The 25887-nt window shown below is 65.4% G+C and carries 29 protein-coding genes; 14 read left to right on the top strand and 15 right to left on the bottom strand.

All coding sequences use genetic code 11. The features are described 5' to 3' along the window. Window positions 1–72: 72 nt before the first annotated feature. On the bottom strand, window positions 73–1353 hold the full coding sequence (locus AABD04_RS05775; RefSeq protein WP_341440478.1) for an MFS transporter: 1281 nt from the start codon (window positions 1351–1353) through the stop codon (window positions 73–75). Window positions 1354–1397: 44 nt separating this feature from the next. Here AABD04_RS05775 and aroQ point away from each other — a divergent pair, with 44 nt between their 5' ends. The 5 genes from aroQ (at window position 1398) to AABD04_RS05750 (ending at window position 5860) form a co-directional block, all read left to right on the top strand. Continuing rightward, entirely contained in the window at window positions 1398–1877 is a 480-nt protein-coding gene (gene aroQ, locus AABD04_RS05770; protein ID WP_341440477.1) for a type II 3-dehydroquinate dehydratase, read from the top strand. A 46-nt stretch (window positions 1878–1923) separates the two neighbouring features. Then, window positions 1924–2682, top strand: a complete 759-nt coding sequence (locus tag AABD04_RS05765; protein WP_243610684.1) for a DsbA family protein — start codon at window positions 1924–1926, stop codon at window positions 2680–2682. 20 nt (window positions 2683–2702) lie between these two features. Further along, complete coding sequence (locus AABD04_RS05760; protein WP_341440476.1) at window positions 2703–3305, top strand: vitamin K epoxide reductase family protein; 603 nt, start codon at window positions 2703–2705, stop codon at window positions 3303–3305. A gap of 177 nt (window positions 3306–3482) precedes the next feature. After that, entirely contained in the window at window positions 3483–5033 is a 1551-nt protein-coding gene (locus AABD04_RS05755) for a C40 family peptidase (RefSeq protein ID WP_341440475.1), read from the top strand. Window positions 5034–5068: 35 nt separating this feature from the next. Then, on the top strand, window positions 5069–5860 hold the full coding sequence (locus AABD04_RS05750) for an acyl-[acyl-carrier-protein] thioesterase (RefSeq protein ID WP_423228119.1): 792 nt from the start codon (window positions 5069–5071) through the stop codon (window positions 5858–5860). Here AABD04_RS05750 and AABD04_RS05745 read toward each other — a convergent pair. From AABD04_RS05745 to AABD04_RS05715, 7 genes are all read right to left on the bottom strand, one after another. Continuing rightward, entirely contained in the window at window positions 5764–7218 is a 1455-nt protein-coding gene (locus AABD04_RS05745) for an AMP-binding protein (protein ID WP_341440474.1), read from the bottom strand. The two genes, AABD04_RS05750 and AABD04_RS05745, sit on opposite strands and share 97 nt — an antisense overlap. Next, the gene (locus tag AABD04_RS05740; protein WP_341440473.1) at window positions 7205–7813 is read right to left on the bottom strand and encodes an energy-coupling factor transporter transmembrane component T family protein; all 609 of its coding nucleotides are present in this window, start codon (window positions 7811–7813) and stop codon (window positions 7205–7207) included. Before AABD04_RS05740 ends, AABD04_RS05745 begins: the two co-directional genes overlap by 14 nt. Then, window positions 7810–8490 (bottom strand): energy-coupling factor ABC transporter ATP-binding protein, encoded by a 681-nt coding sequence (locus tag AABD04_RS05735; protein WP_341440472.1) that lies wholly within the window; start codon window positions 8488–8490, stop codon window positions 7810–7812. Before AABD04_RS05735 ends, AABD04_RS05740 begins: the two co-directional genes overlap by 4 nt. A 10-nt stretch (window positions 8491–8500) precedes the next feature. Continuing rightward, window positions 8501–9619, bottom strand: coding sequence for a thiolase family protein (locus AABD04_RS05730; protein ID WP_341440471.1), 1119 nt, complete (start codon window positions 9617–9619; stop codon window positions 8501–8503). Window positions 9620–9630: 11 nt separating this feature from the next. After that, the gene (locus AABD04_RS05725) at window positions 9631–10830 is read right to left on the bottom strand and encodes an AMP-binding protein (RefSeq protein WP_423228118.1); all 1200 of its coding nucleotides are present in this window, start codon (window positions 10828–10830) and stop codon (window positions 9631–9633) included. Continuing rightward, window positions 10827–11378 carry a biotin transporter BioY gene (locus AABD04_RS05720; RefSeq protein ID WP_341440469.1) on the bottom strand — a complete coding sequence of 184 codons (552 nt, stop codon included), beginning with the start codon at window positions 11376–11378 and terminating at the stop codon, window positions 10827–10829. The genes AABD04_RS05725 and AABD04_RS05720 overlap by 4 nt, the downstream gene beginning before the upstream one ends. Before the next feature lie 153 nt (window positions 11379–11531). Then, complete coding sequence (locus AABD04_RS05715) at window positions 11532–13772, bottom strand: HNH endonuclease signature motif containing protein (RefSeq protein WP_341440468.1); 2241 nt, start codon at window positions 13770–13772, stop codon at window positions 11532–11534. A gap of 75 nt (window positions 13773–13847) precedes the next feature. Between AABD04_RS05715 and AABD04_RS05710 the strand changes: the two genes are divergently transcribed. Then, complete coding sequence (locus AABD04_RS05710; RefSeq protein ID WP_341440467.1) at window positions 13848–14357, top strand: GNAT family N-acetyltransferase; 510 nt, start codon at window positions 13848–13850, stop codon at window positions 14355–14357. On the opposite strand, the gene AABD04_RS05705 is transcribed toward AABD04_RS05710, so the two are convergent. The 3 genes from AABD04_RS05705 to AABD04_RS05695 form a co-directional block, all read right to left on the bottom strand. Continuing rightward, window positions 14347–15294 (bottom strand): CPBP family intramembrane glutamic endopeptidase, encoded by a 948-nt coding sequence (locus tag AABD04_RS05705; protein WP_341440466.1) that lies wholly within the window; start codon window positions 15292–15294, stop codon window positions 14347–14349. The genes AABD04_RS05710 and AABD04_RS05705 overlap by 11 nt on opposite strands. A gap of 106 nt (window positions 15295–15400) precedes the next feature. Beyond that, window positions 15401–15652: a hypothetical protein gene (locus tag AABD04_RS05700; RefSeq protein WP_341440465.1), complete on the bottom strand. Its 252-nt coding sequence runs from the start codon at window positions 15650–15652 to the stop codon at window positions 15401–15403. 19 nt (window positions 15653–15671) lie between these two features. Beyond that, the gene (locus AABD04_RS05695; protein WP_341440464.1) at window positions 15672–16316 is read right to left on the bottom strand and encodes a GAP family protein; all 645 of its coding nucleotides are present in this window, start codon (window positions 16314–16316) and stop codon (window positions 15672–15674) included. Window positions 16317–16382: 66 nt separating this feature from the next. On the opposite strand from AABD04_RS05695, the gene AABD04_RS05690 reads away from it, so the two are divergent. Genes AABD04_RS05690 through AABD04_RS05680 form a run of 3 tightly spaced genes read left to right on the top strand, consistent with a single transcriptional unit; the run spans window position 16383 to window position 18117 of the window. Further along, window positions 16383–16988 (top strand): TetR/AcrR family transcriptional regulator, encoded by a 606-nt coding sequence (locus AABD04_RS05690; RefSeq protein WP_341440463.1) that lies wholly within the window; start codon window positions 16383–16385, stop codon window positions 16986–16988. A 60-nt stretch (window positions 16989–17048) separates the two neighbouring features. Next, entirely contained in the window at window positions 17049–17591 is a 543-nt protein-coding gene (locus tag AABD04_RS05685) for a GtrA family protein (protein WP_341440462.1), read from the top strand. Beyond that, window positions 17578–18117: a SixA phosphatase family protein gene (locus AABD04_RS05680; RefSeq protein ID WP_341440461.1), complete on the top strand. Its 540-nt coding sequence runs from the start codon at window positions 17578–17580 to the stop codon at window positions 18115–18117. Before AABD04_RS05685 ends, AABD04_RS05680 begins: the two co-directional genes overlap by 14 nt. Here the strand turns inward: AABD04_RS05680 and AABD04_RS05675 are convergent, their stop codons facing one another. Further along, a complete protein-coding gene (locus tag AABD04_RS05675; RefSeq protein WP_341440460.1) occupies window positions 18118–18318 on the bottom strand; it encodes a hypothetical protein in 201 nt (66 codons plus the stop codon). Between the two features lie 155 nt (window positions 18319–18473). Here AABD04_RS05675 and AABD04_RS05670 point away from each other — a divergent pair, with 155 nt between their 5' ends. Genes AABD04_RS05670 through AABD04_RS05660 form a run of 3 tightly spaced genes read left to right on the top strand, consistent with a single transcriptional unit; the run spans window position 18474 to window position 21017 of the window. Next, a complete protein-coding gene (locus AABD04_RS05670; protein WP_341440459.1) occupies window positions 18474–19064 on the top strand; it encodes a hypothetical protein in 591 nt (196 codons plus the stop codon). A gap of 35 nt (window positions 19065–19099) precedes the next feature. After that, entirely contained in the window at window positions 19100–20350 is a 1251-nt protein-coding gene (locus AABD04_RS05665; RefSeq protein WP_341440458.1) for a sensor histidine kinase, read from the top strand. 13 nt (window positions 20351–20363) lie between these two features. Beyond that, entirely contained in the window at window positions 20364–21017 is a 654-nt protein-coding gene (locus tag AABD04_RS05660; RefSeq protein WP_341440457.1) for a response regulator transcription factor, read from the top strand. Here the strand turns inward: AABD04_RS05660 and AABD04_RS05655 are convergent. Further along, the gene (locus AABD04_RS05655) at window positions 21014–22336 is read right to left on the bottom strand and encodes an NAD(P)/FAD-dependent oxidoreductase (RefSeq protein ID WP_423228117.1); all 1323 of its coding nucleotides are present in this window, start codon (window positions 22334–22336) and stop codon (window positions 21014–21016) included. The genes AABD04_RS05660 and AABD04_RS05655 overlap by 4 nt on opposite strands. Window positions 22337–22466: 130 nt before the next feature. On the opposite strand from AABD04_RS05655, the gene AABD04_RS05650 reads away from it, so the two are divergent. Further along, a complete protein-coding gene (locus AABD04_RS05650; protein WP_341442961.1) occupies window positions 22467–23402 on the top strand; it encodes a LysR family transcriptional regulator in 936 nt (311 codons plus the stop codon). Here the strand turns inward: AABD04_RS05650 and AABD04_RS05645 are convergent. After that, window positions 23378–24346 carry an MsnO8 family LLM class oxidoreductase gene (locus AABD04_RS05645; RefSeq protein ID WP_341442960.1) on the bottom strand — a complete coding sequence of 323 codons (969 nt, stop codon included), beginning with the start codon at window positions 24344–24346 and terminating at the stop codon, window positions 23378–23380. The two genes, AABD04_RS05650 and AABD04_RS05645, sit on opposite strands and share 25 nt — an antisense overlap. 106 nt (window positions 24347–24452) lie before the next feature. On the opposite strand from AABD04_RS05645, the gene AABD04_RS05640 reads away from it, so the two are divergent. Beyond that, entirely contained in the window at window positions 24453–24827 is a 375-nt protein-coding gene (locus AABD04_RS05640) for a VOC family protein (protein WP_341440455.1), read from the top strand. A 2-nt stretch (window positions 24828–24829) separates the two neighbouring features. Here the strand turns inward: AABD04_RS05640 and AABD04_RS05635 are convergent, their stop codons facing one another. Continuing rightward, window positions 24830–25762, bottom strand: a complete 933-nt coding sequence (locus tag AABD04_RS05635) for an endonuclease/exonuclease/phosphatase family protein (RefSeq protein WP_341440454.1) — start codon at window positions 25760–25762, stop codon at window positions 24830–24832. Window positions 25763–25887: the final 125 nt, after the last annotated feature.

The following is a 25887-nucleotide window of genomic DNA, read 5'->3' as shown; positions in this document are numbered from 1 at the left end:
TAGCGTTTACTTGTGTTCTACAACGATATTCGGGACACCAGCATGCTCGCAGAACGCCGTCGAAGCAAAGGTTTATCTGCGGCGAATACGGTCGCGCACCTCACGCATCGTGTGCGGATGGATGCCCTGCGCCGCGAGCACCCTTCTGGTTTTGCGACGCGTCAACAGAACTCCGGTGATCGCGATGATCCACACCGGGAACTGGGCGAGCAACGCCACCCGAAAACCGTCGAACGTGTAGCCACCCATGGCATCGAGAATCCATCCGATCGCCGCGATCACCAACAGCGATGCCAGGAACCCGCCGATGTTGACCATGCCCTGCGCCGTCCCCAGGTTGGCGCTCGGATTGAACGTGCGGGCGTAGTCGAAGCCGATCACCGAACCCGGACCACCCACGGAGATCACGACGACGAGCAGTACCAGCAACCACAGCGGCGCAGGCCCCGGCAATGCCAGGACGATCGCCCACATCGTCGCGTTGCTGATCATGATGGCCAGCACCAACCACGACCGTCGCATCGGATATCGCCCGGTGAGCAGACCGAGCACGATGCCCGACGCCACCGCGGCCAGCACCGACATCGTCAGCAACGCTCCGGCCGTCGACGCCGACAGGCCCTGCGCCGACGTCAGATACGGCACACCCCACAGCAAGGCGAACACCGTGATCGAGAACTGGGTGCCCATGTGCGAGAAGAAGCCCAGCCGGGTACCGGGGCGTCGCCACACCTCCGCGATGGAGGCGAGGGTCTGCCGCATCGACGTGGGTTCGAACACGGGGGCAGGTCCGGCGTCGGGGCGATCGCGCACCAGAGCCAGGACCAGCACGAGTGCAAGCAGCCCCAACGATGCAGCGCTACCGAACGCGAACGTCCAACCGGGCCCGTTCAGCAGGATCAGGAACGGGACCGCCGAGAGCACCTGACCGAGCTGGCCGAGCAGTCCCGTCAGCTGCGAGACGATCGGCACCCGCCGCGGCGTGAACCACACCGGCACCAACCGCAGCACCGAGATGAACGTGAGCGCGTCGCCCACACCGACGAACGCGCGCGCAGCCACCGCGACCGGCAGCGACTCGGTGAGCGCCAACGTGATCTGCGCCGACGCCATGATCAGCGCGCCCGCGGCGATCATCTTCCGTGAACCGATCCGGTCCAACAGCACCCCGGCCGGGATCTGCATCCCCGCGTAGACGATCACCTGCAGCACCACGAACGACGACAGCAGGGACGGCGATACGGAGAACCGATCGGCCGCACCGAGGCCCGCAACACCGAAGGACGTTCGATGCAGCACCCCGACGATGTAGGCGAAGACGCCGACGCCCCACACCACCCACACTGTTCTCACGCCGTCACTGCCTTCACCGGACGATTGTGTCAACCCCCTGTGAAATGATCGGACTCGGTAGTACCCGAAGCAGGAGAAGGAGTGACGTCGTGGCCAAGCAGCTGTTGGTGCTCAACGGTCCGAATCTGAACATGCTCGGAACCCGGCAGCCCGAGGTGTACGGCCACGCCACCCTCGCCGACGTCGTCGCCCTGTGCGAGAAGACCGCCGCCGACCACGGACTCACCGTCCGCGCCGAGCAGTCCAACCACGAGGGACAGCTCATCGACTGGATCCACGCGGCCCGCGGGGTGGCGTCGGGCATCGTCATCAACCCGGGCGGGCTGACCCACACCTCCGTGGCGCTGCGCGACGCCCTCGTCATCCCCGAGGTTCCGATCATCGAGGTGCACATCTCCAACGTGCACGCCCGCGAGGAGTTTCGGCACCACTCCTACGTCTCCCCTATCGCCAGCGGGGTCATCGCCGGACTCGGGATCGACGGCTACAAGTTCGCCATCGAACGACTCGCTTCTCTCGTCTGATACAACTCTCATCGGACGCTCAGGATTGCTTGCCTAGACTGGCCGCGTGAACACGAGCAAGAACGTCTCGAAAGACATCAAGGCCATGCAGAACGGCGACAAGAATCGTCGGACTCTCGTTCAGATAGTCGTGGCAGTCGTTCTGATCGCGCTCGTGGCGGCGATCGCTCTGTTCATCGTCAACCGGGATTCCTCCTCGGACGATGCGGCATCTGCCGCAGACTCCGGTGCGTCGTCCGGACCGCAGCTCACCCCCACCTCGCTCACCGAAAACGGTGCCATCCGCTTCGGCAACCCCGACGCCTCCACGGTGATCAGCGTCGTCGAGGACTTCCAGTGCCCGGCGTGCAAGAACTTCGAAGCCCTCAGCGGATCGACGTTGCAGCAACTGGCTGACGCAGGCAATGTCGCCGTCGACTACCGCCCCATCTCCATTCTCGATCGGTTCTCGAACGGAACCATGTACTCGACCCGCTCGGCGAGCGCAGCGATCTGCGTCGCCGAGAACGATCGCGACAGCTGGATGAACTGGCACACCGCGATGTTCGCGCAGCAGCCCGCCGAGAACGGCACCGGACTGACCGACGACGAACTCGTCGAGATCGCCACGTCGGCAGGGGCCGACTCCCCCGCCACCGCGTCGTGCATCACCGACGGCAGCTACACCGACTGGGTCACCACTCAGACGCAATCGGTCATCGGCGAAGGCATCAACGGAACGCCGAACGTGCGCGTCAACGGCACCGACATCTCCAACCCGACGCCCGAGAACATCCTCGCCGCCGCCGCAGCAGCCGGTAACTGAGCAGCCACCGGTACCGATCCATGAGAACCCGTGCAGGTGCTGCAGTTGTCGGCCCAGCCGCCTTCACCGTCCTCAGTGCTCTCGGGTTGCTCGCCGCGCTGACGCTGACGATCGAGCGATTCAAACTGCTCGAGGACGCGTCGTACGTCCCGTCGTGCAGCCTGAATCCGGTGCTCTCGTGCGGGTCGGTCATGGTGACGAAACAAGCTGCGCTGTTCGGTTTTCCGAACCCCATCCTCGGCATCGTCGCGTTCTCTATCGCCCTCGTCGCCGGAGTCCTCACACTCGGCCGCGTCGAACTGCCACATTGGTTCTGGCTCGGGCTGAGCGCGGGCCTACTGCTCGGTGAAGTGTTCGTGCACTGGCTGATCTTCGAGAGCCTCTACGAGATCGGTGCGTTGTGCCCGTACTGCATGGTCGTGTGGGCGGTGACGATGCCGTTGTTCGTGCTGGCTCTGAGCCGACTGATCAGTACCGGCTCGAACAACACCGGCCCGAACAACACCGGCACACTCGGCCGTCTCTTTCTGGAATGGCGCTGGACGCTGCTGGCCGTGTGGTACGCAATCGTCGTCGCGCTCATCGGAATCCGGTTCTCGGACTACTGGGCAACCTTTCTCTGAGTGTCCCTGCTCTGAATGTCCCTGCTTGAATGTCCCTGCTTGAATGTCCCTGCTCTGACAGTTTCGCAAAACTCATGAGTCGAACGTCTGCACCGTGCATGATGGGTGCAGCACCCGAGTGAGACTGATCACAGCTCCTGGCTCGGGGAAGATCGTTCGAGTAGCAGGAGTCGATACATGGCAGGCGATCCCTTCGCAGTCATCGTTGCCGTCATCGTGTCGGCCGCCGGCGTAGTCGCCGGAACCGACGCCCCGGCCCCGATTCCGGATCAGGCGGTGCAGGATCAGGCGGCAGAGATTGCCGCCAACGCCGAGGATCAGGCGAAGACGATGAGCGATCAGTGGACCGAACTCCTGGGCACCATGCCCGAACCGGCCGCCGACATCGCCGACCGCACCCTCTCCGACGCCGCCGAAGGCCTGCACACCGCCGCCGAACCGATGCTTCCCGACCTGCCGACGGTGGAAGACATCGAGGCAGCCGACCCAGCGCTGGCCGACGCAGCGCTGGTCGACCCAGATGCAGCCGGGGTTGCTGGGCTGGCGACCGACCCGGCGGCGGCTGCGGCCGCACTGCCCGCCGCAGCTGTGGCTACTGCCAGTTCTCTCTCTGCTCCTCTGCCGTTCAGTGTGTTCTCGCCGAGTGCTCTCGCATCCAATGCGGTGGCCACCACCGCAGCCGCACTCGGTGCCGGTGCCGTCCAATTCGCCGGCCGGACGTACACCGCCGCCGATATCGCCACCCAGACGGCGTTCATGGCGTCGGCCGAGGCCATTCGGCGTGCGTTGTTTCCCGGTCTACCGGTCACATTCACCGGCATCAATGTGGGCCCGATCGGTCTGGGTGCGGTAGGAGCCATCACCGCGTTCGTGCCGTGGCTGCAGAAGGCAGGCAACATCTGCGGCGGCGTCAAGGCCACCACGATCGCCGCACTCTATGCCGCCGAGAACGGCTTTCGGCACGGGCCCACTGCACCGGTATCCAGCACCGGCGCGCAAGGTCCGGGGCAGTTCATGCCCGGCACCTGGGCGACGTACGGCAAGGACTACGACGGTAACGGCGTCACCGACGTCAACAGCATCGGCGACTCGGTGATGGCGTCGGGCACCCTGCTGTGCGATATCTACGGACAGGTCGACGGTTGGAAGCGCGAGGGCAAGGTGTCCGGTGACACCTTGGACCTGACTCTGGCCGGGTACAACGCGGGCGCGGGAGCGGTCCTGCGATCGGGCGGAATGCCCTCGGGCACATTCGATTACGAGACACAGACCAAGCCGTACGTGTCTCGCATCCGGGCGACCGAAGCGCAGTTCGCCGCGATCCTCACCCCGTTCGCCGGACTGGACCTCACCGGTATCGGCGGACGATCGGTGCAGTTGGCGATGGACTACCTGGGACTGCCGTACGTGTGGGGCGGCGGAAACATCAACGGACCGTCCGGCGGCGGTTTCGACTGCTCGGGTCTGACGTCGTACGCCCTCTACAAGGCCTCGGGCGGAAAAGTGACCCTGCCCCGCACCTCGGAAACTCAGTGGAACGTGGGCACCGAGATCCCCATGGAGCTCGCGCAACCGGGCGATCTGCTGTTCGGAAACTTCGGACCGGCCGGGCCGGGTCACGTGGCGATCTACATGGGCAACGGCCAGATGGTGCATGCTCCCACCACCGGAGACGTCGTGCGGGTGGCTCCGGTGTTCGACGGCATGCGGGCACGTCACATCGTCTGACGGTGCACTCGTAGCTGTCCGCGTACAGTGCGAGCGTGACCAATGCACGCGTGGAACCGGCCGGCTTCGACGACGAACTGGCACCGGAGCCGCCGCCCGGTGAGGGCTTCGAGACCAGCTGGCCGGTGCGGACCGGGGACATCGATCCGAGCAACCGACTGCGGTTCGACGGGGTCGCCCGCTACCTGCAGGACATCGGTACCGACAACCTCGACGCCACTCCGCTGGGCAAGACGGATCCGATGTGGATCGTGCGACGCACCGTCATCGACGTCTTCGAGCCCATCCACTTCCCGGACCGCGTGCACATGCGTCGATGGTGTTCCTCGATGTCGACCCGATGGTCCAACATGCGGGTGGCGTTGACGACGCCGAAGGGTGGACGCGTCGAAACCGAGGGCTTCTGGATCAACATCAGCAAGGACACCGGAATGCCGACCCGCATCAGTGACGGGGCACTGGAAATGTTGGCGCGAACCACCGATCAACACCGGTTGCGATGGAGGGCCTGGCTGACCGAGCCGGTGCCGGCCGAATCGCCTACCGATCTGCACTTCCCTTTGCGCGCAACCGATATCGACCCGTTCAACCACCTCAACAATGCGGCCTACTGGCACGCGATCGAGGAGTTACTGGTGGACGCACCCGCGTTGGCCGCGGCACCCCACCGCGCCGTCATCGAGTACCTGACGCCGGTGCTCGCGGGTGAGCGCGTCACTCTGCGCCACCGCTACGACGGCGGTGTGTTGACCGTCTGGTTCGTTGTCACCGGAGCATCGGGCGAGCCGACGGTCCGCACCGTGGCCAAGGTTGCGCCCAAAGCGTGACGGTCGAGCTTGCCGCGGGGTGTGCGGGGTAGGGAATCCAGGAAGGCGATCACCACCGGCATGCCGGGACCCGGCAGCAGCGCCCTGAGGTGGTGACGAATATTGGAGGCCGATGGCGGATCGTCCTGCGCAACAACGACTCCGGCTGCCGGAACCTCACCGGCTCGATCGTCGGGCAGGCCGAGCACTCCGGCATCGAGAATGCCGGGGATCGACAGCAGTGCCGTTTCGATCGGAGCCAACTCGACGTTGAGTCCGGCTCGAACGATCGTCTCGCTGCCACGGCTGTGCAGAATCAATCGACCCTCGTCGACACTGCCGCGATCGCCGACGGTCATCCACCCGCTTGTGTCCGGCCCTGCAGTTACCGACTCGTGCTCGCCTTCTCGACCCAGATAGCCGTCGAACAGCATGTCGCTGCGCACATGCAGCAGCTCGTTCCTGGTCTCCACCTCGACCCCGTCGAACAGCCGTCCGCTGACCTCTGCGCCACTGCTTTCGGTTCGGTCGTAGGAGACGAAACTGAGCTCGGACGCCCCGTAGAAATGTGTCACTGCCGCGTTCGGCAGTACCGCGGCCAGTGCCGCTCGACCCGACTGCGGCCATCGCGCCGCGGACGAGAGTACCTCGCGGACACTTGCTGCCGAAGCCCCGGAACGCGCGATGTCCCAGGCGATGGTCGGTACCGAATACAGGTGCGTCGGAGCGTCGTCGAGAGCGATCGCCGCTGGGCGCAGGTCCACCGTCGCACCGCGGGTGAGCCCATGCACCGCACCGTAGAGGAAGTGCGTGTGATCGAGGGTGCCGGATGCAGACACCCGATCGCCTGGCCCGAGATCGAACAGTGCGTCCGAGCGATCCAGCGTGGCCGCCCACGACGCCTGATCACGGACGAACAACTTGGGCGGGCCGGTGGTTCCCGAGGTGATGCCCACGAGCAGTTCGGAATTCGGTGCGGGCGGATCGAGCGGCGCGGCACCGCCGGTGGTGAGCTCCTCGGGTGCCAGCACGGTGTCGGCACCCCAACGATGCACTCGGGCGTGCTGGCGCGGGTGCGCGACGATCAGCGAGGGCTCACACACCGCCATGACATCGGCGAATTCCTGAGCCAACAGATGTCGATGCAGCAGAACGACACTCGCCCCGGCATGCATCGCCGCAACGACGACCACCAACGACCCGATATCCGACGTCGGCAATACCGCGATGCGACGCATCCCTGCTACCGAGCCGGCCGCACGTTCCACCCGATCCCAGAATTCACGGTAGGTGATCTCCCCGGACGCGTCGACGACGGCTGCCTCGGGACGGTCGGAATGCCGCGCTATCCGGGCGGCGAGAAGCTCACTCGTCATCATCGTCTACACCGCGCGCGACGAGGGCATCACCCATGGCATCGGCGGTACGGAGGGCGCGCACCAGGACCGGCGTTGCCAGTGCCGTCATCGACCACTGCAGTCCGCGGGCCTTACGGGCCTGCGAGACCTCCTGCACGATGGACGCCAGCAGCGGAATGCACCGAATGGCCAAAGCCAGGAGCAGTCCGATGCGTTCCGGATCGACGCCGAAGCGTCGGACAGGGCCGAGCGCTCGGGTGACGGTGTCGAGCATGTCGGTCACCCGGGTGGTGAGAGTGACGAGAGCCGCCAGAGCAACGGAGATCACCAACACCCCGCACACCACCACGGCGCGCTGCCAGGTCGTGATGATCACCTGGAACACGCCGATGATCAGCAGCATCCACAGCACCGGACGTAGTTGCGCCAGTGCGACTTTCAGCGGGATTCGGGCTACCGCGAACAAGGCTGCAACCACCAGCGCCACAACACCGACCTCGAGCGGGGTGCGCGCGAAGATCACCGTCGCCAGGATTGCGAAGATCAGCGCCAGCAACTTCGATCCCGGGCTCATCCGGTGCAGCAGTGAGGTGCCGGGACGGTAGAGACCGATCATCCGATCAATTCCCGATAGGCCGGGACGGCGGCGGCGGGGGTGCCGTCGAACGCGATGCGTCCGTCGTCGATGACGATGACGCGCTCGAAGCTGTCCAGCAATGCCAGTTGGTGAGTCACGACGACGACTTGCTGGTCCATCGAATCCAGAGCCTGCGCGACGACGCGTCCGTTGCGCAGATCCAGCAGCGTCGTCGGCTCGTCCGCAACGACCACCTCGGGCCGGCGAATGAGGACGGCACCGATCGCGAGCAGTTGTTTCTGTCCACCCGAGAGCAGATGCGCCGGATGGTCGCGGTGCTGATCGAGACGGAAGCGAACGAGAATCTCCTCGACCCGCTCGGCCACCTCTACCTTGCTCAAACCGGACCTACGCAACGAGAACGCGAGATCCTCTGCAACAGTGGGCATCACGATCTGCGAATCCGGATCGGTGAACACGAACCCGACCTTCTTGCGAACCTGCGCACCCTTCTTCCCGGCATCGATGCCGTCGACGGTGACGCGGCCGGTATCGGGCTTGATCAGACCGTTGATCATTCGCGCGAGCGTCGACTTACCCGAGCCGTTGGAGCCGATGATGCCGATTCGGCGCTCGTCGAACTCGAGGTCGATGCTGCGGAGCACCTGCCGTTCCCCGAACGAGTGCGAAATGTTCTCGAACTTGATCGTGCTCATACACACCCACTCATGTTGCTCGCTCCACCAGCATCGCTATTCCCTGCCCGCCGCCGATGGCGCAGGCCGCCAGGCCCAGTCCCGGGCCCCCGGTGTGCAGCATTCGAGAGGCCAACCGCACCAGAAGAATTGCGCCCGATGCTCCCCACGGGTGGCCCATCGCGATGGCTCCCCCGTCGGGGCAGATGCGATCCTCGTCGAGGCCCACTTCATCCGAGACCGCCAGCACGACCGACGCGAACGCCTCGGTGATCTCGACGATATCGATGTCGCCGAGGCCCACCCCGGTACGAGCGAGAAGCTTCTCGATCGCCGGCACCGGGCCGAGACCGGGAAGCGCCGGATCGGACCCGGCGACCGCACTGCCGAGGATGCGCAACGCAGGCATCCCGGCTGCCCGCTCCGCCGTGGTGATCGCCAGAACCGCTGCGCCGTCTGATATTCCGCACGAGTTGCCCGCGGTCACCGTGCCGTCGGAGGTGAAGGTGGGGCGCAGCCTGCCGAGCCGCTGGGCGGTCATGTTCGGGCGGATGCGCTCATCGGTTGCGACATCGTTCACGGTGACGATCTCGGCCGAGAAGTCGCAGGCCTCGGCACGCGCGAACGACCGTGCAGCGTAGGCGTCTTGGCGTTCGCGCCCGATGCCCCTGATTCGCGCGAGGTCGTCCGCGGCCACACCCATGTCCGGGTCCTCGAAACCGTGGGGAGCGAAGGGTGCTCGGGTATAGCGGACGGGTTCTGCGCCGTCCACCGGCGGCCAGAATCGCCACGGGCTGGTGCTGGCGGATTCGACGCCGCCGGCCAGAATCAGCGTCTCCTCGCCGCTGCGGATGCGCGACGCAGCCTGCGCGACGGCGTCGAGCCCGGACCCGCACTGCCGATCGACCGTGACTCCGGGAACGCCGACACCGAGGCCCGCGAGCAGCGACGAGACCCGTGCGACGTCGCCGCCGGGGCCGAGACAGTTGCCGAGGATCACATCGTCGATCGGGGTGTCGAGTGAGCTGATTTCTGCTGCAACAGCTTTCAACACCGGCGCAGCGAGTTCCGGTGCGGTGACATCGGCGAACCCATGCCCGGCGATCCCGATGGCCGTGCGTTTTGCCGCGACTATGACGGGCACATTCACAGCAGGCACAGTCACTGCAGGGCCCCTCGCGCGATTTTGCCGCTTGCCGTGCGGGGCAGCTGCTGCACCACCGTCCACCGACGCGGCAGTGCTTCCTTGGCCATGATTGCGCGAGCGTCGGCGCGGACGAGTTCGAGGTCGCGGGTACCATCGAGTTCGATGACGGCAGAGACCGTTTCGCCGAGAACCGCGTGCGGAGTTCCGATTGCCGCGGCAGCTCGGACGCCGTCGAGTGCGGTCAGGATGTTCTCCACGTCCTCGGCGATCACGGTGGTACCACCCACGTTGATCGCCGCATCCCCGCGGCCGTGGACGAGAAGTTCGGAGCCGTTCAGTTCGGCCAGATCACCGACGCCGAACCACCCGCGCGCACCGATCGCAGCGTACGGCGACCGAACGAACAGGTAACCGTCCTCGGTGCGCGCTTCGACATTCCGGAGCAGTCTCAGGGGCGAGCGTTCGGCCACGACCCTCGCCGCCACCAGCGACAGTTCAGCCGATCCGTAGTACTCGACCAGTCTGATGGGCTGCGCCGAGAGGTTCTGATCCGAGATGTTCTGAGTCGAGGTGTTCTGAATCGAGATCGTCTGCGCGGCAGCATCATCGAGGCCGGCACCAGCAGCGACGGCAACCCGGGCGTGAGGCATCCGGCGAAGGACGTCACGGAGTACCGCAGGCACGGCGTGGACAGCGGTGGCCTGCGCAGGATCGTCGGTGACGCATGCCCCCAGCCACAGTGCGTGCACCGCGGCGAACAGATGCATCGTGGCGTGTAGCGGTCCGGTGATCAGCACGGTATCGGTGGGGCGAAGACCGGTGATGTCGGTGAACTCGGGGAAGCTGTCGACCCACGACGCGGCAGTGCGAGCGAGCGGTTTCGGGCGGCCGGTGGAACCGGAGGTTGCCACCAGCAGGAACGCGTCGGGACTCGGTTGCTCGGCTCGTTCCGGTCTGCTGGCCGGATCCTCGACTCGCACCGCGCAGCCCTGTCTGGCCGCCGCAAAAACGCAGATCAACGCGTCCGGCAGATCCAGTGCTGACGCGTCGTGGGATAGAGCGCCGTGGGATCGAGCGTCATGCACCGGGAGGTGAGGCCACTGCTCGACGGCGGCGTCGAGTTCGGCGTAGGTGAGTGTCCGGCCCGCCCAGGAGATGGCAATGTCGTTGTCGGTGCTCCTGTCGCGGCCTCGACCTCCCAGCATGAGCGTCACGCCTTGATCAGGCCCGGGTACGCGCGGTGGACGCTCTTGGCGACGACGGTGGCGACGACGACTTTGGCGATGTCACCGGGCAGGAATGGTCCGTTGGACGTGACGGCGGCCCAGAGCCCGACGTCGGTACGCAGAACGAGTCCGAGGACGCCGAATGCGTAGATGACCAGGATTCCGCCGATCGCGTTGATCAGCAGGCCGAGCGCGATCGAGTATTTGGGCAGGATGCGCGCTGTGAGCAGGCCGATCAGGAATGCGGCCGGTATCCAGCCGATGAGGTACCCGACGGTTGGCCCGGCCATGGCGGCGAGACCGGTGCGTCCACCGGCCAGCAGCGGCAGACCGATCATCGTCAGGGCAAGGAACACCAGGACTGCGGCGGTGCCCTTGCGGGGTCCGAGGATGGCACCGGACAGGATGATGCCCAGCGTCTGCAGGGTGATGGGGACGCCCGAGAATCCGACCGTGATCGACCCCGGCAGGCCGAGAGCAGCGATGAGTGCAGCGAACACTGCAATCTGCGCCATATCGCGGGCGGAGACATTCATTCGGCTGACCTTACGGCTCGGCCGGCGAGTACTGCTGTCGACATCTGACACGGGTGGCTCCTATAGGAGTGGGGCCCGCGAACTGCCCCAGAGACTTGAACGGCGTTCAAGGTAGCAGGCCAGCGGCCTGTGCCACACCGGCGCGGGTATCGATCAGAAGGGTGGAGGGTCGTATCGGGTGCGGTCGTACCGAACGCGTGCATGGACGACGCGACAGTGTTCGAGGTAGGACCGCCGCTTCTCCGCCAACTTCTTTCGATCGATATCCGTTGTTGCAGAACGAAAGCCGTCGAGAGTCGGAGGTACACACCCGCTGTAGTCGAGCTCCCAGCGGGTCGATTCCTCCGGGCTCGATCCCGGCCGGGCCGAGGCCCTTCGCCGTCGGCGGGATGGTCGGGGAGCCGCGATGGACAACTCCGGCAACGTGACTCTGCGCAGACCGAGGGAGTTCGACCACAGAATCGCGCCGTCTGCGAGCATCACCGCCGACCACGCGCCCGAGGTCTTGGCCTGATGATGGAACACGCACACCGGCTGGAGATTGGTCACGATCGTCCAGCCGCCGCGCTCGGGATCGTCGTGATCGAACGGAACCAGATGATCGATCTGACACCGGGCCGACGGCACGTCGCAGTTCGGGAACGTACACGTGCGATACGCAGCTCGAACGAACGCGGCGACGCGGGCAGCGGGCCGATATGTCACCGCCGAGTCCGACGGTGTGGACTCGCCGCCATCACCGTCGGGAAAGATGCCGCGAGCACGCTCGGGTTGTTCGGCAATCCATGCCAGCCACCGTGCGACGAGCCCGTCGTGGACAGACTCCTCCCCCAATATCGGATTCACGGGTGGGAGGCAGTGAGCATCCACGAGACGCGCGGACGGAAGCTCGGCGGCAACGCGCACCCGACCCATGCCGACCACCCGACGCAACAGCGAGGGCCGGGCCGGCGAGAACGGCCCGTACGAACTCGACAGCAAACCCGACACATCGCCACTGCGGGAGCCGGAACCGCCGCCGGGGCCGGCGTCACCGGGCGACTGCCCGTGGCCGGAGCGCGAAGGACCGTTGGGGCGTTCCCGGTCGGAGCCGTCGGGGCGGTCCGGGTCCGAACGACCGTCGGGGCTGCCCGTGCCGCCGTCGCCGTTGCGCACACCGCCAACGTCCCGGCCATTACCGTGTGGGCCACTGTCATCGGGGCCACAGTCATCGGGGCCACCGTCATCCGGGCCACCACCATCGGGACCACCGTCATCCGGGCCACCACCATCGGGACCACCGTCATCCGGGCCACCACCATCGGGACCACCGTCATCCGGGCCACCACCATCGGGACCACCGTCCGGCCCATCGCCCTCACCCGGGCCGACATCGCTGGCTCCGTCATCGTTCGATCCATCATTGTTCGATGCGTCGTCGCCCGCGTTGCTCTGTTCGGGCTTCAGCATCTCGACCAGCTCGGTCAGCAGCGCCTGCCACTTCGCATCCGCGGCAACGATGCGCGCCACTTCGGGATCGATGGGCGTGCCGTCGGCGAGGGTCGCAGGCTCCGAGGACAGTCCCAGCAAGGTCTCCACCGCCACCACGATCTGGAGGAGATGCCCGCGTCGAGGAGGAATATCGTCGGCAGCGCCTGCCACCGGGCAGTCGTCGCCGCGATCGCACTGACACGCCAGTGAATGCTCGCCGTGCAGCAACGCCATCAGACCCGCTGCCCGCAGCGTCCCTGTCGATCGTGGGTCGCGCTTACAGACCGTCCCGACGATCTCGACGATGAGGGCGTCCGCTTCGGCTGCTTCGAGATCGGTGATCTTCGCGATGAGCGATGCGATCTCGCCCGGACCGGTGCGGTCGATCCGCACACCGACCTCCTCGGACTTCGCCGTCTCGCGGGCAGCTGCGGCACCGACCGGATCGGCCTTCATCCACAGCCGCCAAATCCGGTTCCGCAACGCCTGCGGACGCATCCGGCCACCAGAAGCACAGACCTCGTACTCGATTGCCGCGATCGTCTCGTCACCGGCGCGATGCAAAACCGAGGTGATCGTCACCACCGTCGACCAGTCGAAGCTGCCGGTCACGAAACGCAAGGCCGTCAACGGCATTCGATGCAGACGCTCCGCGACATCGTGCACAACGGACGCATCGCGACGGGTTCCGGTCATCGTCACGGCCAGATCGCACAGGGCACCGCGGACGGTCTCGCCCGGATCTCCGCCGGCGGCTTCGGCTGCTTCGAGGCGCATCTCGAGCACGTCGCAGTACGCGAGCACGGTCGCCGCCCGAGCAAGGTTCTCGGTGACACGGTTGAGCGCGATGACATCGAGAAACCCCGCGATGCAGTCATCGACCGGCGGCGTCTCCGCCACCCCCCACCCACCCGTATCGAACATGCATTCGATAGTACGAGAGACGTCCGACAAGAAAATCCAACGAACAATTCGAGTCGTATCGGTATAACTACAACCGTGGGCAGCTACACGATTCGTGACATCCGCCCGGGCGACGAGGAACAGCTCGGCACCGCGCACGTGGCGATCTGGAAGGCGACGTACGCGGGAATGATGAACAGCGCCAAGCTCGATGCGGTGCGTCCCCTGGATCGCATCGAACGATGGGAGCAGATCATCGCCCACCGCGACGAGGCGTCGAGCCGCGGTGTGCTGACCCGGTGCGCCGTCGACACCAGCGATTCACGCATCGTCGGTTTCGCCACCGGCGGCCCACCACGCGACGACAATCCGCCGGCGTCGACCGAACTGTGGTCACTGAACGTCCTGCCCGAGCACCACGGCACCGGCGTCGCAACGGAACTCATGACCACCGTGATCGACCCGGAGGCATCCACATACCTGTGGGTGGCAGCGGCCAACGATCGCGCCGTGGCGTTCTATCGCAAGCATCGATTCGAGCTGGACGGCACCGAGAAGTTCGACCCGTTCTGGGAGTGCCTCGAAGCCCGCATGGTCAGGGCTTGACCGGCGGTTCTCGTCTGGACTCGTCGGGATCGAGTTTTTCGGGGTTCAGCACCACCTCGGCCACCATGGGAGTCGTCTCGACGGTCGCATCGCCGTACCGGACGGCCACCGTGTTCGGCAGGAACGCCTCCAATGCACGCGGGGTGACCCACCACAGCAGCGCCGAGAAGAGGATCAGAATGTTGATCCACTGCAGCACCGTCGCCGCATTATCGGATGGAATGACACGATCGAAAACCTGGATGTTCATCACCAGCCCGTGGATGACGATCAACACCCACAGTCGCCGGTATCGGTAGAACACCCAGACCGCTGCCGCACCCCAGCACAGTGCCCACAGAAAACCACCGCCGCCGAAGTACAGGTAGAGAAGGCCTCGCATCGTGGCCGACAACGCCATGATCGCCCAGATCGGGAGTCGGCCCACCAATAGCAACACCGGCAACGCCACCAGGATCGGCTCTTCGCGTAGACCCACGGCGAGAGCAGAAACCACTGCGAGCCAATCGGATTCGACCGAGGCCGGAACCGAGAAGCTGAAGCGGACGATGTCCATGCGAGACAACACGAGTATCGAAGCAGAGGCGGCACCGATCGCGGCACACCAGGTGAGCGCGGCCTGGCGGGCAGTGCCACTGCGGGCCGGCCACACCGCGGGGAGATTTCGACGTCGAGCGAAGTACACCGCGGCGATTGCCACGGCACCCACCGCAACCTGCGCTGCGCTGACAGCGAGATCGGCCCACTGATCCCCCATCGAGAGCGTCGGAGCCGGCGCGTTGGGCTCGCGGAAACGCCACAGTGCCCCCAGCAGGCTCACCGAATAGACGACGATCCAGCCGACCACCAGACCCAGGAGCATCGCGGCGGTACCGGCAGCGGTCAGACCACGCCGGGGCGAGCGAGTAGTGAGACCCGCGCGGACACCGCTCGTCACCAGGTCACCACCGTTCCGCTCGATACAGCATCGCCGAACAGCTTGTCTATCACGCCTGGGCCGAGAATTCAGTACTGTCACGGCGATACGGAACCGGGGGTGCCACTCACGGCCGAGTGTCACGCTCGGACGTGTCGCTCGCATCCTTCGTGCCGACGATGTCGTCTCGCAATTCGGCGAGCAGCCCCTTCTTCGGGGTGCCGCGACGCGATTCCCATACGTCGACCATCGCGAGCACCACCAGAACACAGCCGATCGGGCCGCCCTGGAACCAGAACACTTGCAGGTCCCAAAAGAACAGCGCCAGCACAGCGCCGACAACAATCGTGACGATGCTGCGTATATCTCGTGCACTCATCGCGTCCCCTCTCATCGGTTCAGACCAGGTTCGATTCGATTGCCGCATCCGCTGCCAGTAGTGCGCCCACCACGAGCAACACCGTCGCCCACACGTCCCCACTCCAGCGATCCACGCGCCGGAGCAGAGTTGGCGTGATCGACGAAACACGTTCCTGCGCAGTAACTCTGACGGCAAGCAGGACGAGAGCAGGTGACAGCGTCACGAGCACGTACGCCGCGAGCAGCAGCGCCGACAACCCCCACCCCATCCCGGCATCACCGACCGCGTCCATCGCTGCGAAGAAGGGCAGCATCGTCGCCACCTCCACCGCGCCCACAGCCACGGCGAGCAGGACCACCCCGCGAACAGTTCCCGGGGGCCGCGTCCACCACGCACGGCTCGGGGCTCGCCGCCGCCGACGGTCACAGAGCAGGCCCATGATCAAAAGCGCAAGACCCACCGCCAACCGAATCCGCGCGTCGCCAGGAACAGCAACGCTCAGGCCATCGGTGGCCGCCCACACAGCAATGCCAACCCCGAGATAGAGCAGTCCCAACACGCTCAGATGCAGCAGAACGACACGCGCACGGAACGACGGCCACAGCATCATCCACAACGGAACCGCAAGAGTCCCGATGCCGATGCTGTCCACCAGCGCGAGTCCGGTCAGCTGAATTAACACAGCTGTACCGTAACAGGATTTCAGCACAGTTGTGTGGAAAAGATTTCCTCGTGCTAGAACAGACCGATGCCGAAGATCGTCGACCACGACGCACGCCGGGCGGAGATCGTCGCCGCCGTCTGGCGCGTGATCGAGCGATCGGGAATGGACGGGGCGACGGTTCGCAGTGTCGCCGCCGAGGCAGGCGTCTCCCCCGGATCACTTCGGTACTACTTCTCCGACCAGGGAGAACTGGTGCTGTTTGCGGCCGAGGCCATGACGCAACGCGTCGTACATCGGTTGGAGGCGCACCCGACCGACGGTGACGGCCTCGTTCGCGCAATCCGCGTCCTCGAGGAATTACTGCCACTCGACGAGGACCGCCGCGCCGAGGCGTCGGTGTGGCTGGAAGCGATCGTGCGTGCCAGAGTCGATGAACGACTCGCCGCCCTCAAGACGGCCGGGTGGTTCGGCAGCCGGTACCTGTGTCGGCTCGCGTGGGCGCACCTGCACGATCTCGATCGACCGAACTCCCCCGCCTTCATCTTCGACAGCGCCGCGGACGAACGTGCAGCGGCCGAACTGCATACCTTCATCGACGGGCTGACGCTGCAGGCAGTGACGTATCCCGAGCAACTCGCGGCCGACGAGGTGCGTCGGCCGCTGCAGGACTACCTGAAGGCGCGGCTCTAGCCGGTCTCGTCAGCTGCAACGAATCCGGCCGGATCCGTTACTCGAGGTAACGTCGATGGGATGCATGTGTCCGACCGCCTCACCGACCACGTTCCCCAGCGCTGGCTCGAGCCCCTCGTCAAGCACGCCGAGGCCCTCAAGTTCCTGATCGTCGGAGCGATCACCTTTGTCGTCACCGTGGTCCTGTTCTTCGGCCTGAAGTGGACGATCCTGCAGGACAAGCCCGTGACAGCGAACGTTCTGGCCGTGCTGATCGCGACCATCGTGTCGTACATCCTCAACCGGGAATGGTCGTTCACAGCGCGCGGCGGACGATGTCGCCACCACGAGGCAGCACTATTTTTCGCCGTCGCCGGAACCGGTCTGGCAATCAACCAGCTACCGCTGTGGGTGTCGAGTTACATGCTGGATCTGCGTTCGCCGAACGTGTCCTTCCTCACCGAGAACATCGCCGACTTCATCAGCGGATCCATCATCGGCACCTTGCTGGCAACCGCCTTCCGGTGGTGGGCGATGCGCAAGTTCGTGTTCCCGGAACAGGCGGACGTTCTCCCCGATCCCGTCGCCCTGACCGTTTACGGTGGACGGCATGGCGACCACTAGGACCCTCGTGCTGATGCGGCACGGCAAATCCGGCTACCCCGACGGAGTACCGGATCACGAACGCCCCCTGGCCGCACGTGGCCACCGCGAGGCCGGACTGGCCGGAGCCTGGATCAGCGAGCACGTCGGCAGCGTCGACGCAGTGCTGTGCTCGACGGCTCTGCGCACCCGCGAAACTCTCGCGGCCACCGGTCTGAGCGACGCTCCCACCCGCTTCGAACGCGACATCTACGGCGGATCCGCCGACGAGATCATCGACGAAATCCGACTGGCCGACACGTACTTCGACGACGTCACCGTCTCGACCTTGCTTGTCGTCGGGCATGAGCCCGGAATCCCCTGGACCGCACTAGAACTGGCGGCCGACGACGACACCGACCTGGCCCGCGAGGTGCGACACCGCTTCCCCACCTCGGCAATCGCAGTGCTGACCACCGAGTCGTCCTGGGCAGAGGTGGCTGCAGGGACGGCCACCATCACCGAGTTCTGCATCCCCCGCGCCGAAGAGACCCGCCCCGAGTCCTGACTAGCGGTTCCTGAGGTACAGGTAGCCGGCCCCGCCTGTGGCGATCAGCAGAATCAGGGCGGCGGGGAATCCGAGCAGCCACCACACCAGAGCCAGCACCAGCAATGCGGGCGCGGCAGCGATCAACGCAATGCCGGGATTCTCGCGCACCGTCTCCAGCGCGGACTGTGCGTGCACTCTGTCGATCTTCTTGCCTGCCATGTCGGACTCCCTGTTTCGTATGTCCTGTATGCGTACTTCCACAGTAGCGCGGTCGGCTACGACTTTCGGTGGAGCCCAGCGTCGTACCTTCGGCCGAACCACCAGGTACGACGCCTCCGCGGGGGTATCGCGCGCGCATCGGCTGCGGTGAGATCATGTCCATGGACAATCCGATTCTGCTCACGATCGCGATCTGCGAGGTCGGCTTCTGGGTTCTGGTGATCGGTGGCCTGTGCCTGCGCTACCTGGCGCGTATGCGACGCGCCAGCACGATCACGCTCGCGCTGCTCCCGGTCCTCGACCTCGTGTTGATCGCGGCTGTGGCGCTCGATCTGCACCGGGGCGGAGATGTCGAATTTGCGCACCGCCTCGCCGGCATCTATCTCGGCTGGACCGTCGTGTTCGCGCACTCGACGGTGGCCTGGCTCGACGTGCGCTTCGCGTACCGATTCGCCGGTGGGCCCGCACCGGTCAAGCCCCCGAAAGCCGGTCCGCAGGCCTACCGCAACGAGATCCGAGGATTCGTGAAGTGGCTGATCGCTGCCGCTATCGCGCTGGTGATCACCTACGCACTGGCCTACACCGTGGCAGACTCGGAGCAGGCAGCAGCACTGAAGACCGTGATCCAGCCGCTCGGCGTCATCACCTTCTTCTGGTTCGTCACCGGACCGCTGTGGGTGCTGGGTTCCAAAACTGCGGGTACGAAGAGCTCGAAAGATGCGGCAGGAGAACGGAGTCGACTCTGATGCTGGGTGGTTACCGGGTACAGGGTTTTCACCGCGTGCTGCGCACACTTCGCCCGTCCTGGCGACCACGCAATCCCGTTGTGCTGCCGATCGAGATGCTTCTGGCCACGCTCGTCTACGCCGGATTCCAACTCTCCACCGGCATGGTCGGTGACACCGGAGACGAACTCGTCGGCAGCCCACCCTTGATCGCAGTGAGTGTCGTTGCCCTGCTGGCGATGACCGCGGTGACGTGCGTACGCCGATCCTTTCCGGTCACGGCGTACTTGTCGGTGGTGGCCATCAGCATCGCACTGATTCTCGTTCTGCCGGACCGGACTCTCGGATTCACCCCGCTGTACTGGTTCGCCATCGCCGCCTTGGCAATTCGGGTGACCGGGCCACGCCTGTTCGCCCCCATCGCCGTCGGGTTGATCCTCGAAATCGCTGTCAGCGTCGACACCGGCCCCGGTGGCACGATCGGCGTGGTCGTCGAGCAGATCGCGAACCTCGCCATCAACTACACGGTGCTCATCGCACTGGGCAAGTACATCGCCAGGAACCGCGCGCAGGAACTCGAGAGCGAGGCCGCTCTGGGCCGAGCCGAAATCGAACACCGGCAACGGCTGAACGCGACTCTGGACAACGAACGAAAGACCATGGCCCGCGAACTGCACGACGTCGCGGCTCACCACCTGACCGCCATGCTCATCCAGGCCAAGGCATCGAAGACGCTCATCACGAGCAACCCCGAGCAGGCACGCGAACTACTCACCGGCGCAATCGGACACGGCCAGCGCACCCTCGACAGCCTGCGCCAGATCGTCGGCATCCTGCGCCCGAGCGACACCGACCGTGCACCGCAACCGATGATCTCCGACATCGCCGAACTGATCGAGCAGTCACGAATCTCGTTCGGGCGCATCGAAACGAACATGGTGGCAGACAGCGACGATACCGACAAGATAAGTGGAACAGATAGCGCCGTGCAACTGACGTGCTACCGCATCGTTCAAGAGTCGTTGTCCAATGCCCGAGTCCACGCGCCGAACTGCGACGTACGCGTCGAAGTATCCGATCGTTCGTCGGCCATCGAGGTCACCGTCACCAATACGATGCCACCGGCCGGCTCCGAACTGCGCGAGTCCTCGGGTCAGGGCTTCGGCATCCCGGGAATGCGGGAGCGTGCCGCACTGCTCGGTGGCACCCTCGATGCCGGATTGTCCGACGACCGAACAACGTGGACCGTGCGCGCTCGACTGCCCATGGGCGGAATGATCTCTCGGCCCCCGGAGCTGTTCGTATGATCGAGATACCAGCATGATCACCGTACTCATCGCCGACGATCAGCCTGTGGTTCGGCAGGGGTTCGAGCTGTTCCTCGCCGGCCATCCCGACATCGAGGTCGTCGGGCACGCGAGCTCGGGACAGCATGCCGTGCACCAGGTATCGATACTGCGGCCGGACGTCGTGCTGATGGACATCAGGATGCCGAACGGCGATGGGCTGACCGCCACGCGAGAGATACTGGCGCAGTTCGACAGCGTTCGCGTCATCGTCGTCACCACGTTCGACCTCGACGAGTACGTGTTCGCCGCCCTCGACAGCGGGGCAGCCGGCTTCCTGCTCAAGGACACCGATCCCGACGAACTCGCCGACGCAGTGGTCACCGTGGCCGGTGGCGGGGCGGCGCTCTCCCCACGACTGACCCCGCGCTTGATGGCCGAGTTCGCTCGCCGGGGCACGCCGAGTCGAACCACTCCCGTTGCACCGCAACACGACCTGAGTCTGCGCGAAATGGAAGTGGTTCAACTGCTGGCGAAGGGCCTGGGCAACAACGAGATCGCCCGTGCACTGCAGCTCGAACAGAGCACGGTCAAAACTCACGTCGGGAACATCTGCCGCAAACTCGACGTCAACACCCGAGTCCACGTGGTGATCTGGGCCTACCGCAACGGGTTGGTGACCAGCTAGGCGGCCTTACGCTCTTTCTCGTCCGAGCTTTGGCTGGTCAGCGTGCCCATCGACGCAGAGTGGTCGGTGTACTGGAAGTGCGGTCGCTTGTCGCCGATGTACGAGGTCATCCACGACACCACGGCGACGTAGCGGTTACGGAAGCCGACCAGGTACATCAGGTGCACGGCGAGCCACATGAGCCAAGCAATCGGCCCCGACATGTCGACCTTGCCGAACAGCCGTGCGACAGCACTGAATCGGCCTACGATCGACATGCTGCCCTTGTCGGTGTACTTGAACGGCGTCCCGGCGTCGACCTTGCCGATGATCATCTTCGCCACGTGCCTGCCCTGCTGCATCGCCACAGGTGACTGGCCGGGGAGCTTGTTCAACGACGTCACGTCGCCGATCGCGTAGATGTCCTTCGCCGAGCCGACCGTCAGGTCGTCGTGTACGAGAAGGCGTCCGGCACGGTCGGTCTCGCATCCGGTGCGCTCCGCGATGGTGGCCGCAAGATCGCTGGCCTGCACTCCCGCCGACCAGATGACCGTCTTGGCGGGATACGTCCGCGAGGTCTTGGTATCCACGTCCTGCACCGTCACGACGTCGTCGGCGATATCGGTGACCATGCCCCCGGTGACGACGTCGACGCCCGACTTCTCGAGCTTCGTGCGGGCGTACGCGCTGAGCTTGCCGCCGAACGCGGGCAGCACTTCCTTGACTCCGTCGACGAGGGTCACCGTGACGTCGTCGGGTTCGATGTCCGGGAACGATCCGGCGAAGTAGCGGTGCGCGAGATCCCTGATCTGACCGGCCAGCTCGACACCCGTCGCGCCTGCACCGACGACGACGAAGCTCAACAGCTCCTTGCGGGCAGCCGGATCGGTGGTCAGGTGCGCGGTTTCGTAGCAGCTCAGAATCTGCTCACGCAGCGCGATGGCGTCGTCGACGGTCTTGAGGGCGAACGTGCGGTCCTTGAACTCGTCGCGGCCGAAGTACGCCTGGGTGGCACCGGTGGCGACGATGAGACGGCCGAAGCCGATGGTGTGGCTCTGGCCACCGCCGACGTAGGTCACCTGGTGAGCCTCGGGATCGACATCGACGACGCGTCCGAGACGGACGTCGGCGGAGTCGTACTGCGCGAGGATGCGCCTGATCGGCGGGGCGATCTCGCCCGTCGACAGCATCCCGGTGGCGGCCTGGTAGAGCAACGGCTGAAAGAGGTGTTCGGTGGTGCTGGAGATCAGCGAGAACGTCACACCGGCCTTGCCCAGAGACTTGGCGGCGGCCAATGCTCCGAATCCCGATCCCACGATGACGACGTCGTACGTTTGCACAGCACTTCCCTTTTCGGCTCGAGTCTTTCCCATAACGAAGAACTACCTCCATGAAACTCCGACCTCGGTGGTCTATCAACGCGGAAGTTGAAATAGCATCCATGAGTAGAACTCATGATTGGACGTGTCCATGGAACTGCGGCAACTGAAGTACTTCCTTGCGGTCGGGGAGGAACTGAACTTCTCGCGCGCTGCCGAGCGCTGCTACGTCTCGCAATCGGCGATCAGCCTGCAGATCTCCAAGCTGGAACGAGAGATCGGCGAGCCCCTGTTCGAGCGGACCTCTCGTACCGTCCGATTGACCGTTGTCGGAGCACAATTGGTCTCCATCGCCCGGCACATGGTGGAGCTCGAGCAGGCCGCCCTGGCGTTGACGACGCGTAAGCGAAACCAACTACGCCTGACCGGAAACATGACGTTTGCGGCCAACGCCATCGCCGCCATCGTCGCGGTACGCGAGCACCACCCCGACGCCGAGATCGACTTCGTCCTCAAACGATTCGCAGAACAGATCGAAGCGGTGACATCAGGGGACTGTCAGGTGGCACTGATCCGCGGCAGCGTCGAACGCTCCGGCCTGCACGTGACCGAGCTGTGGACCGAGGACCTCGTCGTCGTGCTCGCCGAGGGCCATCCCCTCGCCGGGGAGGACAACCCGAGCCTGAGCCAGCTCGCCGACTACCCGTTGCTGCTGCCCAAACGCAGCGAGCAGATTCTGCTGCACCGGGTGATCGAGCGCGAGATGAAGCGCAGCGGACTGCCGCTGAGCTTCGGCCCGCCCGTGGCGTCCGATCACACCGCCAGCGCCGAACTCCTCAACCACCCGCAATGCTGGTCCATCCTGTATGCCAGCACCGCCGACAGCACCCCCAAAACGGGCCTGGTCTTCCGCACGGAGGCCGACCGTCGATTGCGGCTACCGGTATCGGCCGTCGTAGACGCGACCGTGCCCGCCACCGACATTCAGCGCGACCTGGTGGCAGCACTCGCCGCGACGGCACCTATCAACCCCACGGCACCTATCAACCCCATGGCACCGGTTCAGCCCGCCACCCCCGCGAGCTGAGCGAACGCGGCATCGGCGTCGAACAATTCGGCGCGATCGTACGTGGACGTCGAGGCCATGATCTCGTTCGCACCGGTGCGCTCGATCACCTCCTCGAGCCTCGGGCGGACCTGCTCGGCCGTGCCGAGGATGCTCGACGCGAGGGACGCCTCGATTCTGGCGCGCGTCTGCGACGTCCACTGCGATTCATCGATCGCCGACGCCGGTTCGAGAGCCGGGAACTCACCCTCTCGTCTGGACCTGGCCATCGCCCACGCCTCCGGGACGGCGAGCCTGCGGGCATCGGCAGCGTCCGCTGCGATGGTCACGTCGAGCGAGGCGATCACGTACGGTTCGGGATTGGTCGCCGTAGACCGAAAGTGCTTGCGATACAACGCCAATGGGTCATCGCGCTGGAGCACCGGTCCACCGACGACGACCGGAAGCCCGGCGCGGGCGGCAACCTCGAGACCGGCACCGGTCGCGAGAACGAACACCGGCGGAGCCGGGGCGGCGGGCCGGGCCGTCACCGGTGCCGAACCGTCGAGATACGAACGCAATTCGGCGATGTCGGCCTCGAAGGTATCGGGCGCGTGACGGTCTCGGCGCAATGCGGCCCGGACCGGTTCGGTGAAACCGAGGGAACGGCCGACGCCGAGATCGATCCGGCCGGGAAAGAGAGACTCCAGCATCAGGAACTGCTCGGCAACGATCAGCGGCTGATGGTTGGGCAGCATCACACCGCCGGATCCGACGCGAATGCGAGAGGTACGCGACGCCACCGCGGCCGCCAGAACCGCAGGCGCCCCCGACGCGATGCCGGGTACGCCGTGATGCTCGGCCACCCAGAACCGATGTAGCCCGATCTTCTCTGCATGCACTGCCCGTTCGACGGAATGACGGAGTGCCGAGGCATCGTCTGTTCCGGACCGAGTACGGGATCTGTCGAGGAGGGAGAAGAACACGGATATCTCAACCGACGAGGCGTCGGGCATATTTCTCGCCGTGTTAGTTCGACGTGTTCGTTCGACGCGGACCGAATGCGTCCGCAATCGGCGTCAGTATTGCTCCATGAACCTCACCATGAAGATCGAACTCGTCACGTTGGCCGTCACCGATGTCGATCGCGCCAAGGACTTCTACGTCTCGATCGGCTTCGTCGCCGACCACGACGCTCGCCCTTGGGACGGCATCCGGTACGTCCAGCTCACTCCCCCGGGCTCGGCGTGCTCCATCGCGATCGGCGAGGGCATCACCGACGCAGAGCCGGGCAAGGGGGCCGGGATTCTGATGGTCGTGGACGACGTCCAGCAGGCCTACGAGCACCTCACGTCAGCGGGCCTGAACATCGATCCGCCCAAGGACGAGGGCTGGGGCACGTTCGTGTACTTCGCCGACCCCGACGGCAACACATGGTCGGTGCAACAGTTGCCCGCACAGTCCTGACGCTAGGGCCGGAGCTGCAGCCGAGCCAGGATGCCACGGTGGTCGGAACCCACGATCGTCACTGCCTCGACCGATCGAACGGCCAGCCCTGCCACCAGTACATGGTCGATGGCGATGACGGGCGGGTACCAGGTGTGTGCCGGGTACGTCCTGAGCATGCCCGCCCCGGTGGCCACCGCCGCATCGACGAACCGGCCGTCCTGTAGATCTCGGTACCGCCGATGATCCTGCGTCGCGTTGAAGTCGCCCGCCACCACCACGGGACCGTCGTCGACGGGGATCTTGGCCAAGAGCTGGCGCAACAGCCCCAGTTCACGGACCCATTCGGACGGCTCCCTCGGCCACGGCGGCACGGGGTGAACCGCGAACACCAGAGGCCGGCCCGGCATCTCCACCCGCGCGGAGAGCAGTTCTGTCACGAAACCGTCGTGGCGCTGCTCGTCGACGAGCGGGAAGCGGCTGTAGATCCCGGCACCCTCGCCGCCGGGCGCAGCGCTGACGTACGCGTGCGGCAACGAGTCGGACAGTCTCGGGCGTAGACGGGCGTCGGCCTCGGGCGTCAGTTCGACGAGAGTGAGCACGTCGGGTCGGTGCTGCTCGATGAGCGCGACCAACGCGTCGAGATCGGCCTGACCCAGCCAGATGTTGGCGTGTAGCACTGTCAGGTTCGACTCATCGGATCTTCGTGCGAATCTGCGCCGTTGCAGCGGAAGCTGGGTCGCGGCCGCGCCTGCCAGTACTGCCGCGCCCGCCGCCAGCCCCCACCACCCGAACGCCACCGCCGCGAGAGCAGTGCCCGGCACCGCGGCGAGCATGAGGACATGTGCCAACGACGCAGCAACGAGCATCCCCTGCCCCCGCACGTTCACACGGTGCGCCATGATGCCGACCACCGCTACGACGAGCAGTAACAGAGACACCGATGCCGAAACCATGAGCGGAGTCTGACAGGCAAACCTGAGGCCGAGCTGGGAAGCATCCTCGAGACCGACCGAACTGTTCGCTTTCTCGCGGCAAACACGACACAATCGACAACGCTGTCCGTGAGTCAAGTAGGGGG

Source organism: Rhodococcoides navarretei (assembly GCF_038069675.1).
In the GTDB taxonomy this organism is placed as follows: Bacteria; Actinomycetota; Actinomycetes; order Mycobacteriales; family Mycobacteriaceae; genus Rhodococcoides; species Rhodococcoides navarretei.
Note: the sequence above shows the minus strand (reverse complement) of the source record. Positions and strands in the feature narration are given on the sequence as shown.

Excerpts from the sequence above, each read along its gene's own strand:
- aroQ (WP_341440477.1), top strand. The coding sequence starts at position 1,398 with ATGATCGGACTCGGTAGTACCCGAAGCAGGAGAAGGAGTGACGTCGTG.
- AABD04_RS05760 (WP_341440476.1), top strand. The coding sequence starts at position 2,703 with ATGAGAACCCGTGCAGGTGCTGCAGTTGTCGGCCCAGCCGCCTTCACC.
- AABD04_RS05755 (WP_341440475.1), top strand. The coding sequence starts at position 3,483 with ATGGCAGGCGATCCCTTCGCAGTCATCGTTGCCGTCATCGTGTCGGCC.
- AABD04_RS05745 (WP_341440474.1), bottom strand. The coding sequence starts at position 7,218 with ATGATGACGAGTGAGCTTCTCGCCGCCCGGATAGCGCGGCATTCCGAC.
- AABD04_RS05740 (WP_341440473.1), bottom strand. The coding sequence starts at position 7,813 with ATGATCGGTCTCTACCGTCCCGGCACCTCACTGCTGCACCGGATGAGC.
- AABD04_RS05735 (WP_341440472.1), bottom strand. The coding sequence starts at position 8,490 with ATGAGCACGATCAAGTTCGAGAACATTTCGCACTCGTTCGGGGAACGG.
- AABD04_RS05720 (WP_341440469.1), bottom strand. The coding sequence starts at position 11,378 with ATGAATGTCTCCGCCCGCGATATGGCGCAGATTGCAGTGTTCGCTGCA.
- AABD04_RS05715 (WP_341440468.1), bottom strand. The coding sequence starts at position 13,772 with ATGTTCGATACGGGTGGGTGGGGGGTGGCGGAGACGCCGCCGGTCGAT.
- AABD04_RS05700 (WP_341440465.1), bottom strand. The coding sequence starts at position 15,652 with ATGAGTGCACGAGATATACGCAGCATCGTCACGATTGTTGTCGGCGCT.
- AABD04_RS05690 (WP_341440463.1), top strand. The coding sequence starts at position 16,383 with ATGCCGAAGATCGTCGACCACGACGCACGCCGGGCGGAGATCGTCGCC.
- AABD04_RS05685 (WP_341440462.1), top strand. The coding sequence starts at position 17,049 with ATGCATGTGTCCGACCGCCTCACCGACCACGTTCCCCAGCGCTGGCTC.
- AABD04_RS05680 (WP_341440461.1), top strand. The coding sequence starts at position 17,578 with ATGGCGACCACTAGGACCCTCGTGCTGATGCGGCACGGCAAATCCGGC.
- AABD04_RS05675 (WP_341440460.1), bottom strand. The coding sequence starts at position 18,318 with ATGGCAGGCAAGAAGATCGACAGAGTGCACGCACAGTCCGCGCTGGAG.
- AABD04_RS05670 (WP_341440459.1), top strand. The coding sequence starts at position 18,474 with ATGTCCATGGACAATCCGATTCTGCTCACGATCGCGATCTGCGAGGTC.
- AABD04_RS05660 (WP_341440457.1), top strand. The coding sequence starts at position 20,364 with ATGATCACCGTACTCATCGCCGACGATCAGCCTGTGGTTCGGCAGGGG.
- AABD04_RS05650 (WP_341442961.1), top strand. The coding sequence starts at position 22,467 with ATGGAACTGCGGCAACTGAAGTACTTCCTTGCGGTCGGGGAGGAACTG.
- AABD04_RS05640 (WP_341440455.1), top strand. The coding sequence starts at position 24,453 with ATGAACCTCACCATGAAGATCGAACTCGTCACGTTGGCCGTCACCGAT.
- AABD04_RS05635 (WP_341440454.1), bottom strand. The coding sequence starts at position 25,762 with ATGGTTTCGGCATCGGTGTCTCTGTTACTGCTCGTCGTAGCGGTGGTC.